18 protein-coding genes and 1 tRNA gene are annotated in these 16,615 nt (G+C 73.2%); 15 read left to right on the forward strand and 4 right to left on the reverse strand.

From position 1 onward, the window contains the following. The first annotated feature begins 304 nt into the window (after nt 1-304). Nucleotides 305-751, forward strand: a complete 447-nt coding sequence (locus ACFWMZ_RS07605; RefSeq protein ID WP_383200013.1) for an SRPBCC family protein — start codon at nt 305-307, stop codon at nt 749-751. A 128-nt stretch (nt 752-879) separates the two neighbouring features. Next, nucleotides 880-951 (forward strand) — tRNA-Val (locus ACFWMZ_RS07610). 84 nt (nt 952-1,035) lie between these two features. Here the strand turns inward: ACFWMZ_RS07610 and ACFWMZ_RS07615 are convergent. Both ACFWMZ_RS07615 and ACFWMZ_RS07620 read right to left on the reverse strand, forming a co-directional pair. Further along, nucleotides 1,036-1,761, reverse strand: coding sequence for a 3'-5' exonuclease (locus ACFWMZ_RS07615; protein WP_383184085.1), 726 nt, complete (start codon nt 1,759-1,761; stop codon nt 1,036-1,038). A 91-nt stretch (nt 1,762-1,852) separates the two neighbouring features. Next, nucleotides 1,853-2,419, reverse strand: coding sequence for a DinB family protein (locus tag ACFWMZ_RS07620; RefSeq protein ID WP_383184083.1), 567 nt, complete (start codon nt 2,417-2,419; stop codon nt 1,853-1,855). 147 nt (nt 2,420-2,566) lie between these two features. Here ACFWMZ_RS07620 and thrS point away from each other — a divergent pair, with 147 nt between their 5' ends. Continuing rightward, nucleotides 2,567-4,549 carry a threonine--tRNA ligase gene (gene thrS, locus ACFWMZ_RS07625; protein ID WP_383184081.1) on the forward strand — a complete coding sequence of 661 codons (1,983 nt, stop codon included), beginning with the start codon at nt 2,567-2,569 and terminating at the stop codon, nt 4,547-4,549. Between the two features lie 39 nt (nt 4,550-4,588). On the opposite strand, the gene ACFWMZ_RS07630 is transcribed toward thrS, so the two are convergent. Beyond that, on the reverse strand, nt 4,589-4,714 hold the full coding sequence (locus ACFWMZ_RS07630; RefSeq protein WP_383200016.1) for a hypothetical protein: 126 nt from the start codon (nt 4,712-4,714) through the stop codon (nt 4,589-4,591). Between the two features lie 164 nt (nt 4,715-4,878). Here ACFWMZ_RS07630 and ACFWMZ_RS07635 point away from each other — a divergent pair, with 164 nt between their 5' ends. After that, nucleotides 4,879-5,472, forward strand: a complete 594-nt coding sequence (locus tag ACFWMZ_RS07635) for an HIT family protein (RefSeq protein ID WP_383174996.1) — start codon at nt 4,879-4,881, stop codon at nt 5,470-5,472. Between the two features lie 53 nt (nt 5,473-5,525). Here ACFWMZ_RS07635 and ACFWMZ_RS07640 read toward each other — a convergent pair whose 3' ends face one another. Next, a complete protein-coding gene (locus ACFWMZ_RS07640) occupies nt 5,526-7,181 on the reverse strand; it encodes a hypothetical protein (RefSeq protein WP_383174999.1) in 1,656 nt (551 codons plus the stop codon). Between the two features lie 286 nt (nt 7,182-7,467). Here ACFWMZ_RS07640 and pgsA point away from each other — a divergent pair, with 286 nt between their 5' ends. From pgsA to yajC, 11 genes are all read left to right on the forward strand, one after another. Then, nucleotides 7,468-8,124 (forward strand): phosphatidylinositol phosphate synthase, encoded by a 657-nt coding sequence (gene pgsA, locus ACFWMZ_RS07645; RefSeq protein WP_383200018.1) that lies wholly within the window; start codon nt 7,468-7,470, stop codon nt 8,122-8,124. Then, entirely contained in the window at nt 8,121-9,020 is a 900-nt protein-coding gene (locus tag ACFWMZ_RS07650) for a phosphatidylinositol mannoside acyltransferase (protein ID WP_383175005.1), read from the forward strand. The genes pgsA and ACFWMZ_RS07650 overlap by 4 nt, the downstream gene beginning before the upstream one ends. After that, entirely contained in the window at nt 9,017-10,177 is a 1,161-nt protein-coding gene (locus ACFWMZ_RS07655; RefSeq protein WP_383200021.1) for a glycosyltransferase family 4 protein, read from the forward strand. The genes ACFWMZ_RS07650 and ACFWMZ_RS07655 overlap by 4 nt, the downstream gene beginning before the upstream one ends. Nucleotides 10,178-10,269: 92 nt before the next feature. Then, nucleotides 10,270-10,806 carry a hypothetical protein gene (locus ACFWMZ_RS07660; protein ID WP_383175011.1) on the forward strand — a complete coding sequence of 179 codons (537 nt, stop codon included), beginning with the start codon at nt 10,270-10,272 and terminating at the stop codon, nt 10,804-10,806. Between the two features lie 149 nt (nt 10,807-10,955). Next, nucleotides 10,956-11,870: a pyridoxal 5'-phosphate synthase lyase subunit PdxS gene (gene pdxS, locus ACFWMZ_RS07665; protein WP_003947064.1), complete on the forward strand. Its 915-nt coding sequence runs from the start codon at nt 10,956-10,958 to the stop codon at nt 11,868-11,870. A 3-nt stretch (nt 11,871-11,873) separates the two neighbouring features. Then, the gene (pdxT, locus tag ACFWMZ_RS07670; protein WP_383200024.1) at nt 11,874-12,467 is read left to right on the forward strand and encodes a pyridoxal 5'-phosphate synthase glutaminase subunit PdxT; all 594 of its coding nucleotides are present in this window, start codon (nt 11,874-11,876) and stop codon (nt 12,465-12,467) included. Nucleotides 12,468-12,599: 132 nt separating this feature from the next. Next, nucleotides 12,600-13,352 carry a YebC/PmpR family DNA-binding transcriptional regulator gene (locus tag ACFWMZ_RS07675; RefSeq protein ID WP_383200027.1) on the forward strand — a complete coding sequence of 251 codons (753 nt, stop codon included), beginning with the start codon at nt 12,600-12,602 and terminating at the stop codon, nt 13,350-13,352. A 209-nt stretch (nt 13,353-13,561) separates the two neighbouring features. Beyond that, entirely contained in the window at nt 13,562-14,134 is a 573-nt protein-coding gene (gene ruvC / locus ACFWMZ_RS07680; protein WP_383175020.1) for a crossover junction endodeoxyribonuclease RuvC, read from the forward strand. Then, a complete protein-coding gene (gene ruvA, locus ACFWMZ_RS07685) occupies nt 14,131-14,757 on the forward strand; it encodes a Holliday junction branch migration protein RuvA (protein WP_383175023.1) in 627 nt (208 codons plus the stop codon). The genes ruvC and ruvA overlap by 4 nt, the downstream gene beginning before the upstream one ends. A 68-nt stretch (nt 14,758-14,825) precedes the next feature. Continuing rightward, entirely contained in the window at nt 14,826-15,911 is a 1,086-nt protein-coding gene (gene ruvB / locus ACFWMZ_RS07690) for a Holliday junction branch migration DNA helicase RuvB (RefSeq protein WP_383175026.1), read from the forward strand. A 164-nt stretch (nt 15,912-16,075) separates the two neighbouring features. Then, a complete protein-coding gene (gene yajC, locus ACFWMZ_RS07695) occupies nt 16,076-16,531 on the forward strand; it encodes a preprotein translocase subunit YajC (RefSeq protein ID WP_383175029.1) in 456 nt (151 codons plus the stop codon). Nucleotides 16,532-16,615: the final 84 nt, after the last annotated feature.

Below are 16,615 nucleotides of genomic sequence, written 5' to 3' on the forward strand. Positions count from 1 at the left end.
AGAAATGCCCGGAATAAAGGTTCCGCGGCTATTCGTGGCGTACGCCACGCGGGTCGTCCGGGTGACGCCTCTTCAGTTCCGCGCGGACGCCGGGAATTCACGTACCGGAATGTCTTCCGCCCTTTCCCGCTTTTCGTACTCCCCGCTTTTCTGCCCCGAATGTGGAATGCGCCCCGCCGGACGGGTGGCTGACGGGGTATTTGTCGACTTGGCGTCAGAAGGCGTGGCCGCATCGGCGGGTGGCGGCGGCGCGCCCCCGCCGGGGGTCGCGTGGCCATGGCGCCGACAGGGCAGCCTTGCCCGCATGGACCTGAACCACTACCGCTTCCACAGCCGCTGGGAGCTCCCGGCCGCCCCCGACGCCGTCTACCGGGTGCTGGAGGACGTCTCCGGCTACCCCCGCTGGTGGCGCCAGGTCCGCGGGGTGCGCCGCGTCAGCGAGACGGAAGGCGTCCTCCGCTTCCGCTCGCTGCTGCCCTACGACCTGAACGTCACCGCGCGCCTGCGCAGGCAGGACCCGGCCGCCCGCCTGCTCGAAGCCGCCCTCGACGGCGACCTGCTGGGGACGCTGGTCTGGCGGGTCGACGCCTTGGCCGGCGGCGCCCGGGTCGACTTCGACCAGGCGGTGGTGGTCACCCCACGGCTGATGCGCCTGCTGGCCGTGCCCGGGCGTCCCCTCTTCCGCGCCAACCACGCCCTGATGATGCGCTCCGGGCGGGCGGGCCTCGCGCGGCTGCTGGGGGAGGGGTGACGCCTTCTGCCCGCTCTCGGTGTGCCGGGCGCCCGCGGGAACTGGGCGGGATGCGTCGGACACCTGCCGGCCCGCACCCGCCGGTTTGAACGCCGGGCCCCGGGGCCTGTATGGTTCAGTCCGTTCCCGGGCGATTAGCTCAGTGGGAGAGCGCTTCGTTCACACCGAAGAGGTCACTGGTTCGAACCCAGTATCGCCCACCCCGGGAGAGCCGGTCCGTCGTCGACGGACCGGCTCTTCGCTGTCCGGACGCCCCCGCCGACCCCGCTGGCCGGGCAGAGGTCTCAGACGGTGGCCGCCGCCTGCGGGCGCAGCGGCCACGCCGTGTCCACCCGCTCCGGGGCCCGCTCCCGGACGCCCCGCCCCGGCCGGCCCCGCACCTGCCCCGCGTACCAGTCCTCCTGGAGCGCGTGGAGTTCGCTCGGCGTCAGCCGCTGCAACCGGGGCGCGAAGACCCGGGCCAGGGCCCGGGTCACCTCGATCGTGGCCCGTGCCCCGTCCGCCGGGTCGTGCGGCGGCGCCGGGGAAACGCCGTACCGGGCGCAGAGCGCGTCCAGCTCGCGGGAGCCCTTGCGGTACCGGTCGAGGTGGCCGTCGAGGACCCGCGGGTCCAGCACGCTCAGCGGCGCCCCCGCCAGGTAGGCGCCGAGGGACGAGGCCCGGTGGCGCCGCAGCTCGCGGTCGAGCAGGGTCAGCGTGGCCGGAGCCTGTGCCACCACCAGCGGGCGGCCCGCCGCCGCGTGCCCGGCCAGCGCCCGGCCGACCTCCTCCATCACCGGCGCCGGCCAGCGGCCCGTGCGCTCCACCTGATCCCGCGTCAGGCCGTGCCGCCCGGCCTCCTCCTCGGTCATCGCCACCCCTGGACTGACCAGCCAGCGCAGCACCCTGGGGCGCGCTCCGGACAGGTCCTGGACGACGACGGCGGCCGTCACCAGGCGGTCCGTCTCGGCGTCCGGCCCCGTCGCCCGCAGACTCAGCGCGGCCAACGGGCCCTCGTACCAGTGCGTCATGACGAACCAGCTCCCTCCCACCCGCACGGACGGCGTCCCGCCCGGGAGGTGATACCCGTCCGCCCGGGCCGGTACGCGGCGTCCGGCCCCCTCAGCCGGTCAGCGGCCGGTGCGCCCACAGGTCGCGCAGGACGCCGATCTCGGCGCCGTGGTGGACGATCTCGCGGGTGATGTGGAGGACCAGCGCGCCCATCGGCGCCTCGGCGAACGGTCCCTCCGACGGACCGCAGGGCCGCTCCAGCCCCTCCTCGCCGAGGCCGCGCACCCCCGCGATCCACGCTGCGTACCGGGTGTCGAGCTGGTGCAGCGCCTCCTCGGCGGTGCCGGCGTACGCGAAGCTGCCGTAGTCCGTCTCCGGGCCGCCGAAGTGGGCGGCGAGCCGGGTGCCGAGGACGCCGACGATCACGTGGCCCAGCCGCCAGGCGACGGTGGTGACCGGCGGCGGGGCGGGCTCGGGGAAGGCGTAGTCGATGGTCCAGTCGCCGCTGCCGGCCGCCATCGGCCACGGGCTGGTCCCGGCAGGACGGACGTTCCAGCACCCCTCGACGGGCTCCCAGAAGTACTCGGCGTCGGTGAGCCCGGCCAGACGCGGGCGGAGCAGATGGGTCCAGTACCAGTCGAGCTGATCGGTGAGGAGGCCGTTCCAGTCCGTAGTCATGCGGGCACGGTAGGCCGCTTCCGGGGCGCGGGCGAGCGGACGCGTCGGCGGAACCCTTTCGCGTCAGCCCTCCGCGGCTCGGTACCATCGGCCCGTGCGTGCACGCCAGATCCGGCGCACGCTCCCCACCTCAGTCAGGAGAGACCGGTGTCAGACGTCCGTGTGATCATCCAACGCGATTCCGAGCGGGAAGAACGCGTGGTGACGACGGGCACTACGGCCGCCGACCTCTTCGCCGGGGAGCGCACCGTCATCGCCGCCCGGGTGGACGGCGAGCTGAAGGACCTCGCGTACGCCCCGGGCGACGGCGAGAGCGTCGAGCCCGTCGACATCTCGTCCGAGGACGGGCTGAACATCCTGCGCCACTCCACCGCGCACGTCATGGCCCAGGCCGTCCAGGAGCTCTTCCCCGAGGCCAAGCTCGGCATCGGCCCGCCGGTCAAGGGCGGCTTCTACTACGACTTCGACGTCGCCGAGCCCTTCACCCCGGAGGACCTCAAGCGCGTCGAGAAGAAGATGCAGGAGATCCAGAAGCGCGGCCAGCGCTTCTCCCGCCGGGTCACCACCGACGAGGACGCCCGCGCCGAGCTGGCCGGCGAGCCGTACAAGCTGGAGCTCATCGGCCTCAAGGGCAACGCCGGGCAGGCCGCCGACGGCGCCGACGCGGAGGTGGGCGGCGGCGAGCTGACCATCTACGACAACCTCGACGCCAAGACCGGCGAGCTGTGCTGGAAGGACCTCTGCCGAGGCCCCCACCTGCCCACCACCCGCAACATCCCGGCCTTCAAGCTGATGCGCTCGGCCGCCGCCTACTGGCGAGGCAGCGAGAAGAACCCGCAGCTCCAGCGGATCTACGGCACCGCCTGGCCCTCCAAGGACGAGCTCAAGGCCCACCTGGAGTTCCTCGCCGAGGCCGAGAAGCGCGACCACCGCAAGCTCGGCACCGAGCTGGACCTCTTCTCCTTCCCCGACGAGCTCGGCCCCGGCCTCGCCGTCTTCCACCCCAAGGGCGGGGTGGTCCGCAAGGAGATGGAGAACTACTCCCGCAGCCGCCACGAGGACGCCGGGTACGAGTTCGTCAACACCCCGCACATCTCGAAGGAGCAGCTCTTCGAGACCTCCGGGCACCTGCCGAACTACTCCGAGGGCATGTTCCCGCCCATCGAGTTCGACGGGCAGAACTACCGCCTCAAGGCGATGAACTGCCCCATGCACAACCTGATCTTCAAGGGCCGGGGCCGCTCCTACCGCGAACTGCCGCTGCGCCTCTTCGAGTTCGGCACGGTCTACCGGTACGAGAAGTCCGGTGTGGTGCACGGCCTGACCCGCTCGCGCGGCTTCACCCAGGACGACTCGCACATCTACTGCACCAAGGAGCAGATGCCCGAGGAGCTCGACTCCCTGCTCACCTTCGTGCTGGACCTGCTCCGCGACTACGGCCTCAACCAGTTCGAGCTGGAGCTCTCCACCCGCGACCCCGAGTCGGACAAGTTCATCGGCGAGGACGCCGAGTGGGCCGAGGCCACCGAGGCGCTCCGCCAGGCCGCCGAGAAGCAGGGCCTCCCGCTCGTCCCCGACCCGGGCGGCGCCGCGTACTACGGCCCGAAGATCTCCGTCCAGGCGAAGGACGCCATCGGCCGCTCCTGGCAGATGTCGACCATCCAGGTCGACTTCCAGCAGCCGAAGCGGTTCGGCCTGGAGTACACGGCGGCGGACGGCTCGCGCCAGCAGCCGGTCATGATCCACCGGGCGCTCTTCGGCTCCATCGAGCGGTTCTTCGCGGTCCTCCTCGAGCACTACGCGGGCGCGTTCCCGGCGTGGCTCGCGCCGGTCCAGGCGGTCGGCATCCCGATCGGTGACGCACACGTCTCCTACCTCCAGGAGTTCGCCGCCGAGGCGAAGGCGCGCGGGCTGCGGGTGGAGGTCGACGCCTCCTCCGACCGGATGCAGAAGAAGATCCGCAACCACCAGAAGGCGAAGGTGCCGTTCATGGTCATCGTCGGTGACGACGACATGAATGCCGGCACGGTCTCCTTCCGGTACCGCGACGGCTCCCAGGAGAACGGCATCGCCCGAGAGGACGCCATCGCCAAGCTCCTCGACGTGGTGGAGCGGCGCGTCCAGGTCTGAGACGCCGCACGTACGCACGGCCGGCCCCCGGCGAGCAGCTCAGCTCGCCGGGGGCCGGCCGGTGTGCTCGCCCTCGTCGGCGAAGACCTGAAGCATCCAGGAGGCGAACGAGCCGGTCAGCGCGCCGGGCAGGGCGAGGCCGCCGGCCATCAGCGCCACCAGCACGGCACGGCCGAGGAAGGTGACCGGGACGGCTCCGTGCGGTTCTCCCAGCGGATCAGGCGGCCCTGGTCGGGGGCGGGCCGGTCGGTGGGGTGCGCAGGGGGCTCAGCATCGCGGCCGGCGCCGGGCCACCGCCCCGGCGACACGCTCCCGGCGGCGGAGGTCATATGCTGCAAGGCATGACGACTGAGCCGGAGCAGCAGTTCGGAGTGGGGACGCCCGACGCGTTCCAGCGCCTGTGGACGCCCCACCGGATGGCGTACATCCAAGGCGAGAACAAGCCGACCGGTCCTGGTGCCCAGGACGGCTGTCCCTTCTGCGCGGTCCCCTCCAAATCCGACGAGGACGGGCTGATCGTCCGGCGCGGGGAGCGCGCCTACGCGGTGCTCAACCTCTACCCGTACAACGGCGGCCACCTGCTGGTGGTGCCCTACCGGCACGTCGCCGACTACACGGAGCTGGACGCCGCGGAGACCGCCGAGGTCGCCGAGCTGACCAAGCAGGCGATGACGGCGCTGCGGTCCGCCTCCGGAGCGCACGGCTTCAACATCGGGCTCAACCAGGGGTCGGCCGCGGGCGCGGGCATCGCCGCCCACCTCCACCAGCACATCGTGCCGCGGTGGGGCGGGGACACCAACTTCATGCCGGTGATCGGCGACACCAAGGTCCTGCCGCAGCTCCTCGGCGACACCCGGGCGATGCTGGCCGCCGCCTGGCCCGAGGACGACGGGGCGGAACTGACCGACGCCGACGCGGGCTGAGGCCCGCAGGGGCCGGGCGACCGCCGTACGCGAAGGGCCCGGCCCCGGCCCGCTCACGCGTCGTACAGGTCGGCCTTCTTCGGCGCCGCGTCCTGGACGGCGCCGCTGAGGCCGGCCGCGCGGCCGGCGAAGCGGCTGGTGTCGACGCCGTTCTCCTCCAGGACCCGCAGAGCCGCCTTGTGCACCACCCGCAGCACCGGCGCCGCCGTACGCAGCGCGTCGTCGGCCATGAAGCGGTTGGCCCACGGCCGCCCGGCCCACACGTGCCGCAGTCCGAACGGCTCCGGCAGCGCCAGCTTGCCGCCGAGGTGGTCGAGGACCGCCGGGTACGGCGTGAGCGGCGCGCGGACCAGCAGCCGCACCACCTCGGTGGCGTCGACCAGCGGCAGCTTGTGCGTCTTGGTCTCCCAGAACTTGATCGGCTTGGCGGTGGTCCGCTCGCGCGCCGCCGGGCCTCCGCTGAACAGCGGGTGCACCGGGCCGAGCGCATGGCCGGTGACCTCGATGCGCAGCGTGTGGTGGAGCACCGTCACCGTGATCAGCATGGTCAGCACGAGCTGGCCGTCCCACAGCACGAACTGGACGCCGAGGTAGTGCCGGTTGCCGTTGCTGAACTGCTGCTCGTTGCAGATCCGCTGGATCTCGTGCGGCTTGACCTGGTACGCCTCGACCGTCTCGCCCTCGGGGCGCGAGACGCGGCCCGCGTTCTCCCCGACCGGGGAGACGATCCAGTGCTTGACCGACGGCTTGGGGAAGCCACCGGTGTGCAGCGGCCCGCGCTCCAGCATCTGGAGCTGGTCGTGGATGGCCCGGACCACGTCCCAGGAGCGGAACGGGTTGATCTCCTTGTCCGCCTCGACCGGCTCCAGGTCCTCCGCCAGCTGCCAGCTGCCCCACCGGGTGCCCATGCCGAGGATGCCCTTGGGACCGGCGTAGAAGACCGAGTTGCTCTGCTGCTCGGCGGCGAGCTTGGCGAGGCTCACCCGGAGCTGCTCGGCGGCGGCGTCGTCCGGGTTGGCCGGGACCGCCTCGGGGATCTTCGCGCCCGAACCGCCGCCCGCCAGCAGGCTGCTCCAGTGCGCCCGCAGGTCCTGCGCGGTCCCCTCGGCGATCCGCTTGGCGAGGAACCAGCCGAGGACCGGCGCCAGGACGCAGCCGCGTACGTACCACGGCAGGACACCCTCGGTCGGCAGGCCGACCAGCAGCACCACCGAGGCGACCGCGCCCACGGCCATCAGCAGTGAGCCGAGCGCGGTGGTGCCCTTGCCGACCCACTTGCCGGACATCGCCCGCAGCTGGAAGGCGAGCACCCACAGGGCCGCGCCGGGCAGGAAGAGCACCCCGCACACCAGGGCGACCAGCGTCAGCCGCCGGTCGCGCTGCTTGCGCAGGCGGCTGGCGGCCAGGCAGTGCTCGACCACGACCTGCGGCTCCATGCCGAACGCCTGGATCAGCGGGGCGCGCCCGGCGCCCAGCATCCGTACCGTGACCGCCTGTGCGAACGCCTCACCGAGCAGCGGTGCGAAGAGCTTCAACTTCCCCGGCTTCACCGCCGTCCTGTGCCACTCGCCGTCGGCCTCGGTGATCTTCTCCAGCGGGTCGTCGCGGTAGGCCACCGAGGCCAGGGCATGGGTGGCGGCCGTGCCGCCCGCGCCCCCGGTCACGGGGACCTGCGCCCCGGGGCTGAAATCGAAGAAGTCGTCCGCCATGCCGCCCCCATCGCGCGCTGCCGGAGCGCTGTCGTCGTGTCGCCTTCCGGACCCGACTGCCGCGCCCGGCCCTTGTGCTGATCCGCAGTCAGGGTATCGGGGAGCGGGGGCGCGCGGCAGGGTACGTCGAAGGCCGCGGGGGAGCGGGCCGGCCGGACGCGGTCCGCGCGGGTGGGCGGGTCGCGTCGGCGCGGGTGCCCCGGGGGCAGGGGACCGTGCGCGTGACTACGATGGGCCAGCCGATGCCCGGCCCGGACACCGGCCCCCACCGACCCTCGGGAAGGCCATGCTGAACAAGTACGCGCGAGCGTTCTTCACGCGCGTCCTCACGCCGTTCGCCGCGTTTCTGCTCCGCCGCGGGGTCACTCCCGATGCGGTCACCCTCATCGGGACCGCCGGGGTGGTGGCGGGTGCGCTGGTCTTCTTCCCCCGTGGAGAGTTCTTCTGGGGCACCATCGTCATCACCCTCTTCGTCTTCTCCGACCTGGTCGACGGCAACATGGCCCGCCAGGCCGGAATCTCCAGCCGATGGGGCGCGTTCCTCGACTCGACCCTCGACCGCGTCGCCGACGGCGCGATCTTCGGCGGCTTCGCCCTCTGGTACGCGGGCAGCGGCGACGACAACACGCTGTGCGCGGTCGCGCTCTTCTGCCTCGCCGCCGGGCAGGTCGTCTCCTACACCAAGGCGCGCGGCGAGGCCATCGGCCTGCCGGTCGCCGTCAACGGCCTGGTGGAGCGCGCCGAACGGCTGGTCATCTCGCTGGTCGCGGCGGGCCTCGCGGGGCTGCACAACTTCGGCGTCCCCGGCATTCAGGTGCTGCTGCCGATCGCCCTGTGGGTGGTCGCCGTCGGCAGCCTGGTCACGCTGATCCAGCGGGTGGTCACCGTCCGCCGCGAGGCCATCGAGGCGGACGGCCCGGCGGGCCAGGGGGCCGCCTCGTGAACGAGCGGCTCTCCGACGCGCTCTACGGGCTGGGCTGGAGCACCGTCAAGAAGCTCCCCGAGCCGGTCGCCGTCCGCCTCGGGCAGATCCTGGCCGACACGGTGTGGAAGCGGCGCGGCAAGGGCGTCCTCAGGCTGGAGGCCAACCTCGCCCGGGTCGTCCCCGACGCAGGGCCCCAGCGGCTCGCCGAGCTGTCCCGGGCCGGGATGCGCTCGTACCTGCGGTACTGGATGGAGTCCTTCCGGCTGCCCGCCTGGAGCGACGAGCGGATCAAGGACGGCTTCGAGCCGTACGGCCTGCACCACCTGACCGACGGCCTCGCCGCCGGGAAGGGCGTCGTGGTCGCCCTCCCCCACCTCGGCAACTGGGACCTTGCCGGGGCCTGGGCCACCCGCAGCCTCGGAGTGCCCTTCACCACCGTCGCCGAGCGGCTCAAACCCGAGACCCTCTACGACCGGTTCGTCGCCTACCGCGAGGGCCTCGGCATGGAGGTGCTGCCGCACACCGGCGGCTCCGCCTTCGGCACCCTCGCCCGCCGCCTGCGCGCCGGCGGACTGGTCTGCCTCGTCGCCGACCGCGACCTCTCCGCCTCCGGCGTCGAGGTGAAGTTCTTCGGCGACAGCGCCCGGATGCCCGCCGGGCCCGCGATGCTCGCCCAGCAGACCGGCGCCCTGCTGCTGCCGGTGACGCTCTGGTTCGACGGCACGCCCGTCATGAAGGGCCGTATCCACCCGCCCGTCGAGGTGCCCGGGACAGGTACCCGGGCCGAGAAGACGTCCCTCATGACACAGGCCCTGGCGGACGCCTTCGCCGAGGGCATCGCCGACCACCCGGAGGACTGGCACATGCTGCAGCGCCTGTGGCTGGACGATCTGGCACCGCGGGAGCAGAGTTGAGGATCGGCATCGTCTGCCCCTACGCCTGGGACGTCCCCGGCGGCGTCCAGTTCCACATCCGCGACCTGGCCGAGCACCTGATCCGGCTCGGCCACGAGGTCTCCGTCCTCGCCCCGGCCGACGACGAGACCCCGCTGCCGCCGTACGTGGTCTCCGCCGGACGCGCCGTCCCCGTGCCGTACAACGGCTCCGTGGCCCGGCTGAACTTCGGCTTCCTCTCCGCCGCCCGGGTCCGCCGCTGGCTCCACGACGGCATCTTCGACGTCATCCACATCCACGAGCCCGCCTCGCCCTCGCTCGGCCTGCTGAGCTGCTGGGCCGCCTCCGGCCCAATCGTGGCGACCTTCCACACCTCCAACCCGCGCTCGCGGGCGATGATCGCCGCGTACCCGATCCTCCAGCCCGCGCTGGAGAAGATCAGCGCGCGCATCGCGGTCAGCGAGTACGCCCGGCGCACGCTGGTCGAGCACCTCGGCGGGGACGCGGTGGTCATCCCCAACGGCGTCGACGTCGACTTCTTCGCCCGGGCCGAGCCCCGCCCCGAGTGGCAGGGCTCCACCCTCGGCTTCATCGGCCGCATCGACGAGCCCCGCAAGGGGCTGCCGGTCCTGATGAAGGCGCTGCCGGCGATCCTCGCCGCCCGCCCCGAGGCCCGCCTCCTCGTCGCGGGCCGGGGCGACGAGGAGGAGGCGGTCGCCGGACTGCCCGCCGCGCTCCGCGACCGGGTCGAGTTCCTCGGCATGGTCAGCGACGAGGACAAGGCGCGCCTGCTGCGCAGCGTCGACGTGTACGTGGCGCCCAACACCGGCGGCGAGAGCTTCGGCATCATCCTGGTCGAGGCGATGTCGGCGGGCGCCCCGGTCCTCGCCAGCGACCTCGACGCCTTCGCCCAGGTCCTGGACCACGGCGGGGCCGGCGAGATGTTCACCAACGAGGACGCCGACGCGCTGGCCGCCGGGGCGATCCGTCTCCTCGGCGACCCCGCCCGCCGCGAGCGGCTGAGCGACCACGGCGCACGCCACGTCAAGCGCTTCGACTGGTCCACGGTCGGCGCCGACATCCTCGCCGTCTACGAGACCGTCACCGACGGCGCCGCCTCGGTCGCCACCGACGAACGCGTCGGCCTCCGCGCCCGCCTGGGCTTCGCCCGCGACTGACCCCGCGGCCGGCACCGGGCCGGGGGCCCCTCCGCGGGCCTTGGCCCGGTACCGTCACCCCGCCCGGCCCCGGCCGCGTAGCCTTGCCGCCCGTGACCTCCACACTGATCTGGATCGCGGTGGCGCTCTTCGCCATCGGTGTCTACCTGAGCTGGACCGCAGGCCGCCTCGACCGGCTGCACGCCCGCATCGACGCCGCCCGCGCCGCCCTCGACGCCCAACTCCTGCGCCGGGCCTCCGTCGCCCAGGAACTGGCCACCGCCGGGGTCCTCGACCCGGCCGCCTCCATCGTGCTGTACGAGGCGGCGCACGCCGCCCGGCAGGCGGACGAGGAGGCCCGGGAGGTGGCCGAGAGCGAGCTGAGCCAGGCCCTGCGCGCCGTCTTCGGCGACGCCGCGCAGGTCGACGCGGTCCGCGAGGCGCCCGGCGGCACCGAGGCCGCCGACGAACTGGCGGCCGCCGTACGGCGGGTGCCGATGGCCCGCCGCTTCCACAACGACGCCGTACGCGCCGCCCGCGCCCTGCGCCGCCACCGCACGGTGCGCTGGCTGCGGCTGGCCGGGCACGCGCCGTTCCCGCTCGCCTTCGAGATGGACGACGAGCCGCCGGCGGCGCTGGCCGACCGCTGAGCCGGGGCGCGCGGCCGGATGGAGGGGGCGCCGGAGGCGGGCGGCGGCCAGAACGATCCACCGCCCGTTCATTGGCCCTTGTCCCGGACCGGGCCCGGAGAGTTGTCTTCACGGTGCAGCAACTCGACTCGTATCCCGTGAGGTAGCCCGTGTCCAGCACGCCCCCCGCCACCCCCGCCGCCCCCGCCACCGGTACCGCCCGCGTCAAGCGCGGCATGGCCGAGCAGCTCAAGGGCGGCGTGATCATGGACGTGGTCACGCCCGAGCAGGCGAAGATCGCCGAGGACGCCGGAGCGGTCGCCGTCATGGCGCTGGAGCGGGTCCCCGCCGACATCCGCAAGGACGGCGGCGTGGCCCGCATGTCCGACCCGGACATGATCGAGTCCATCATCGAGGCCGTCTCGATCCCCGTGATGGCCAAGTCCCGCATCGGCCACTTCGTCGAGGCCCAGGTCCTCCAGTCGCTCGGTGTCGACTACATCGACGAGTCCGAGGTCCTCACCCCCGCCGACGAGGCCAACCACTCCGACAAGTGGTCCTTCACCACCCCCTTCGTCTGCGGCGCCACCAACCTCGGCGAGGCCCTGCGCCGCGTCGCCGAGGGCGCCGCGATGATCCGCTCCAAGGGCGAGGCCGGCACCGGCAACGTCGTCGAGGCGGTCCGCCACCTCCGCCAGATCAAGGCCGAGATCGGCCGCCTCGCCGCCTGCGACCAGCACGAGCTGTACGCCGCCGCCAAGGAGCTGCGCGCCCCCTACGAGCTGGTCGCCGAGACCGCCGCCCTCGGCCGCCTGCCCGTGGTGCTCTTCTCCGCCGGAGGTGTCGCCACCCCGGCCGACGCCGCGCTCATGCGCCAGCTCGGCGCCGAGGGCGTCTTCGTCGGCTCCGGCATCTTCAAGTCCGGCGACCCGGCCAGGCGTGCCGCCGCCATCGTCCGCGCCACCACCTTCTTCGACGACCCCAAGGCCGTCGCGGACGCCTCCCGCAACCTCGGCGAGGCAATGGTCGGCATCAACTGCGACACGCTCCCCGAGACCGAGCGCTACGCCAACCGCGGCTGGTGACCGATGGCCGCCACCCCTCTCGTCGGCGTCCTCGCCCTGCAGGGTGACGTCCCCGAGCACCTGTCGGCCCTCACCGCCTCCGGCGCCCGGGGCACCACCGTGCGGCGGCCCGAGGAGCTGGCCCGCCTCGACGGACTGGTGCTGCCCGGCGGCGAGTCGACCACCATCTCGAAGCTGGCGGCGCTCTTCGGCCTCACCGAGCCGCTGCGGGCGCGGATCGCCGAGGGCATGCCGGTCTACGGCACCTGCGCCGGGATGATCCTGCTCGCCGACAAGATCCTCGACCCGCGCGCGGGCCAGGAGACCTTCGGTGGGATCGACATGATCGTGCGCCGCAACGCCTTCGGCCGGCAGAACGAGTCGTTCGAGGCGGCCGTCCCGGTCACCGGCATCGAGGGCCCGCCCGTCGACGGGGTCTTCATCCGCGCCCCATGGGTGGAGTCCACCGGCGCCGCCACCGAGGTGCTCGCCACCTACGGCGGCCATCCCGTCGCGGTCCGCCAGGGCAACGCGCTGGCGACCTCGTTCCACCCCGAACTGACCGGCGACCACCGGCTGCACGGCTACTTCACCGAGCTGGTCCGCGCCGCCGCCTGACCCGGACCGCCGGGCGCCCCGCCCCTTGCCGTACCCCCGCGACCCGGTACGCCAGGGGCGGGGCGCCCCGTCGTCCCGGTAGGATCACTCGGGTTCGTTCAGTACATGTGGTGACGCGAAGGAGACAGGCAGATGTCCGGCCACTCTAAATGGGCTACGACGAAGCACAAGAAGGCCGTGATCGACGCCAAGCGCGGCAAACTCTTCGCGAAGCTGATCAAGAACATCGAGGTCGCGGCCCGGATGGGCGGCGCCGACATCGAGGGCAACCCGACCCTCTTCGACGCCATCCAGAAGGCGAAGAAGCAGTCGGTTCCCAACAAGAACATCGACTCGGCCGTCAAGCGCGGCGCCGGCCTCGAAGCCGGTGGCGCCGACTACGAGACGATCATGTACGAGGGTTACGGCCCCAACGGCGTCGCGGTGCTCATCGAGTGCCTCACCGACAACCGCAACCGCGCCGCCTCCGACGTCCGCGTCGCCATGACGCGCAACGGCGGCTCGATGGCCGACCCCGGCTCGGTCTCGTACCTCTTCAACCGCAAGGGCGTCGTCATCGTTCCCAAGGGCGCGCTGGGCGAGGACGACGTCCTCGGTGCCGTCCTGGACGCGGGCGCCGAGGAGGTCAACGACCTCGGCGAGTCCTTCGAGGTGCTCAGCGAGGCCACCGACCTGGTCGCGGTCCGCACCGCCCTCCAGGAGGCCGGGATCGACTACGACTCGGCCGACGCCAACTTCGTCCCGACCATGCAGGTCGAGCTGGACGAGGAGGGCGCGCGCAAGATCTTCAAGCTGATCGACGCGCTGGAGGACAGCGACGACGTGCAGAACGTCTTCGCCAACTTCGACGTCTCCGACGAGGTCATGGCCTCCGTCGACGCCTGATCCCCGTTCAGCCGCCGCACGGCCCGGGCCCCCTCGCACGAGGGGACCCGGGCCGCGCGGGCTTCGGGACCCCGCCCGCGGCGCACCGGCCCCGGGGTTCGGGGATTGTCGGCGGCGGCCGATAGCCTGCCGGTACGTGCGCGAACACCAGGTCGAACAACGGCCGGACACCGCCCGTGCCGTGGCCGGCCGGCGGGAGGGGAGGGACGATGCGGGTACTGGGCGTGGACCCCGGGCTGACCCGGTGCGGCATCGGCGTGGTCGACGGCGTCGCGGGCCGCCCGCTGACCATGGTCGGCGTCGGCGTGATCCGCACCCCCGCTGACGCCGAGACCCCCGACCGGCTGGTCGCCGTGGAGGCCGGCATCGAAGCCTGGCTCGACGAGCACCGGCCCGAACGGGTCGCCGTCGAGCGGGTGTTCAGCCAGCACAACGTCCGCACCGTGATGGGCACCGCCCAGGCCAGCGCCGTCGCCATGCTCTGCGCCGCCCGCCGCGGCCTGCCCGTCGCGCTGCACACCCCCAGCGAGGTCAAGGCCGCCGTCACCGGCTCGGGCCGCGCCGAGAAGGACCAGGTCGGCGCCATGGTGACCCGCCTGCTGCGGCTCGACGGGCCGCCGAAGCCGGCCGACGCCGCCGACGCCCTCGCCCTCGCCATCTGCCACATCTGGCGCGCCCCCGCGCAGAACCGCCTCCAGCAGGCCGTCGCCGCCCACCGCGCCGCCCCCGCCCCGCGCCGCACCGCCCCCGGGCGGCGCCCCCAGAAAGGCCGCCCCGCATGATCGCCTCAGTCAGCGGCACCGTCGCCGCCCTCGCCCCGGACAGCGCGGTGGTGGAGGTCGGCGGCATCGGCATGGCCGTCCAGTGCGCCCCCGACACCCTCTCCAGCCTGCGCGTCGGGGAACAGGCCCGCCTCGCCACCAGCCTCGTCGTCCGCGAGGACTCCCTGACGCTCTACGGCTTCGCCGACGACGACGAGCGGCAGACCTTCGAACTCCTCCAGACCGCCAGCGGCGTCGGCCCGCGCCTCGCCCAGGCGATGCTCGCCGTCCACCACCCGGACGCCCTGCGCCGCGCGGTCGCCACCGGCGACGAGAAGGCGCTCACCGCCGTCCCCGGCATCGGCAAGAAGGGCGCCCAGAAGCTCCTGCTGGAACTGAAGGACCGGCTCGGTGCCCCGCGCGGTGCCACCACCGCCGCCCGCCCCGCCGCGGCGAGCGGCCCGGCCCCCTGGTCCGAGCAGCTCCACACCGCCCTGGTGGGCCTCGGCTACGCCCCGCGCGAGGCCGACGACGCCGTCGCCGCCGTCACCCCGCAGGCCGAGGCCGCCCTCGCCGAGGGCGCCACCCCGGCCGTCCCGCAGCTGCTGCGCGCCGCGCTGCAGAGCCTCAACCGCGCCCGCTGACCCCCGGCGGCCACCCGGCCGCCCGCACCCGACCGGCCAGGACCCCAGGAAGATCCGAGGCGAGAGCAGTGAACCCGTACGAGACCGAGCCCGCCCGCGACGGAGCCGACGAGGACGGCAACCGGCTGGTCGGCTCCGTCGCCGACGGCGAGGACACCGCCGTCGAGGCCGCCCTGCGCCCCAAGGACCTCGGCGAGTTCATCGGCCAGGAGAAGGTCCGCGCCCAGCTCGACCTGGTCCTCAAGGCCGCCCGCGCCCGCGGGGCCACCGCCGACCACGTCCTGCTCTCCGGCGCCCCGGGCCTGGGCAAGACCACCCTCTCCATGATCATCGCCGCCGAGATGGAAGCCCCCATCCGGATCACCTCCGGCCCCGCCATCCAGCACGCCGGAGACCTCGCCGCGATCCTCTCCTCCCTCCAGGAGGGCGAGGTGCTCTTCCTCGACGAGATCCACCGCATGTCCCGGCCCGCCGAGGAGATGCTGTACATGGCCATGGAGGATTTCCGGGTCGACGTCATCGTCGGCAAGGGCCCCGGAGCCACCGCCATCCCGCTGGAGCTCCCGCCGTTCACCCTGGTCGGCGCCACCACCCGGGCCGGACTGCTGCCGCCGCCGCTGCGCGACCGGTTCGGCTTCACCGGCCACATGGAGTTCTACGGCCCGGCCGAGCTGGAGCGCGTCGTCCACCGCTCCGCCCGCCTGCTCGACGTGGAGATCGACACCGACGGGGCCGCCGAGATCGCCGGCCGCTCCCGGGGCACCCCGCGCATCGCCAACCGGCTGCTGCGCCGGGTCCGCGACTACGCCCAGGTCAGGTCCGACGGCACGGTCGACCGGGAGACCGCCTCGGCGGCGCTCGCCGTCTACGAGGTCGACGCCCGCGGACTGGACCGGCTCGACCGCTCGGTGCTGGAGGCGCTGCTGAAGCTCTTCGGCGGGGGTCCGGTCGGGCTCTCCACGCTCTCGGTCGCGGTGGGGGAGGAGCGGGAGACCGTCGAGGAGGTGGCCGAGCCCTTCCTCGTCCGCGAGGGCCTGCTCGCCCGCACCCCCCGCGGCCGGGTCGCCACCCCCGCGGCCTGGGCGCACCTCGGACTGACCCCGCCCCGGCAGGTACCGGGCGGACCGGGGCAAGGCGACCTCTTCGCGGGTTGACGGCGCGGGAAGATCGCACCATCAGGAACTGGGGTGCCATGCTGAGCGTTGTTCCATCCGGGCGGACTCGCTTAGACTCCGCCGATGCCGTCCCTTGCGGGCGGCCGCCCACCCCCATCGATCAGGCCGCAGCACCGCGCGGTCGTGCGAAGGAAAATCCTCCCGTGGACATCGTGACCCTCCTCCCCTTCGTCGTGCTCATCGGCGCAATGTTCCTGATGACCCGCTCGGCGAAGAAGAAGCAGCAGCAGGCCGTCGACATGCGGAACGCGATGACGCCCGGCAGCGGCATCCGGACGATCGGTGGCATGTACGCCACCGTCAAGGAGGTCCACGACGAGTCCGTCCTCCTTGAGGTGGCCCCCGGCGTCCACGCGATCTACGCGAAGAACGCCGTCGGCGCCGTCCTCGACGACGAGGAGTACAACCGGATCATCCACGGGGTCGAGGGTGACGAGGGCGACGCCCCGGTGGTCCCCGACGACGCCTCCTCCCTGACCAAGGACGACGAAGACGGCGACGCCGCCCGCATCGACCTCGGCAAGAAGGCCGATGACGCCGACCAGGACGCCGCCGACGCGACGCCGAAGAAGACCGACGGCGAGTCCGACACGAAGTAATCACACCCGGGGACCGGTCCACGGCACGCGCCGTCCGGTCCCCCGGGTGTGTCCGCTCCGCGCCGGTCCTCCACACAACTTCAG

The organism is Streptomyces sp. NPDC058373 (assembly GCF_042723275.1).
In the GTDB taxonomy this organism is placed as follows: domain Bacteria; phylum Actinomycetota; class Actinomycetes; order Streptomycetales; family Streptomycetaceae; genus Streptomyces.